Annotated in this window: 1 protein-coding gene; it reads left to right on the forward strand. The window is 44.8% G+C overall.

Annotation, left to right across the window (positions count from 1 at the left end; all coding sequences use genetic code 11):
- The first annotated feature begins 18 nt into the window (after window positions 1-18).
- Window positions 19-435 carry a GNAT family N-acetyltransferase gene (locus tag LRP49_RS25115; protein ID WP_274146404.1) on the forward strand — a complete coding sequence of 139 codons (417 nt, stop codon included), beginning with the start codon at window positions 19-21 and terminating at the stop codon, window positions 433-435.
- Window positions 436-1,112: the final 677 nt, after the last annotated feature.

Genomic DNA, 1,112 nt, shown 5'->3' on the forward strand with positions numbered 1-1,112 from the left:
TGTGATAAGGAGGTCACACTGAATATCGAATACAAGGTCAATCAGCAGATTTTGGCTGAGCAGTTTATCGATTTGCTTAAGCGATCAACTCTAGGAGAGCGTAGACCGATAGAAAATATCATTTGTATCAATGGTATGTTGGACAACAGCAACCTCATCGTCACTGCTTGGGATGGTAGTAAGCTGGTAGGTGTTGCTCGTTCAGTGACAGATTTCCATTATTGCTGTTACCTATCAGATCTAGCGGTTGATGAAAAATATCAAAGGTCAGGCATAGGTAAGCAGTTACAAGTTCAAACTCAAGAGCAAATACAGCCTACTTGTAAATTATTCCTAATCGCAGCACCAGCAGCCAATGATTATTATGGACAACTCGGTTACACAAGAAATGAGCGTTGCTGGGTGCTGGAGCGCGGTCGAGAAATTATCACATAACAAAAAGCTCAAGCGGACGCTTAAAACTCGCGCCATTTTTTCAAACAAGCTTTCGTGATTTCGAAGGCAAATTTTAGTTGAGTTAAGCGCCGCTTAGCTTGGCGTTAGCTGTCTATTCTTGGCAGGGCTTGAGTTCGGTATTTAGTAATAATTTCAGTGCTCCCTCGGCTCTACGCCAGCAGGGGTATTTGCTGCGGCAGTTGGCTTTCGCGTAAGTCTGCCATTTAGCATCGCATTTGGAAGGGTTGAAGTGGGGTCGTTTCATCAACCGCCATTTCTCAGGCACTTTGTTTTATTGCCTCGGCGGTTCGCATTTCAACGTTCAAATTTTCGATGGTTTCCGCCTCAATGAGTACCGCAGCCCATGCGCTGAACATTCCATGTGCTTAATAAAGTAGGTAGCACTGTTTCGGTTTTCGTCATGAGACATGGCAGCCGTCAGCGTTGTCGCAATGTATGCAGAAACTCAGCAGGTGAAAGGCGCTCTAGTTGTGATGTTCAACGGAAATATTGCGCTTGCTGGGCGAGTCACTTTGGCTTTTGTGCTAGCGTTAAGTTATTGTATTACAGTGAGTTTGCAGCTAACAAAGCCATCAAATTGATGCGTTACACTCCGCATTTTTGGTATGAAGTGTGGCGTGTTTGGTTAGTATTGTGGGCGCACAAATTATGGCGGC

The sequence above is a fragment of the Enterovibrio qingdaonensis genome (assembly GCF_028683135.1).
In the GTDB taxonomy this organism is placed as follows: Bacteria; Pseudomonadota; Gammaproteobacteria; order Enterobacterales; family Vibrionaceae; genus Enterovibrio; species Enterovibrio qingdaonensis.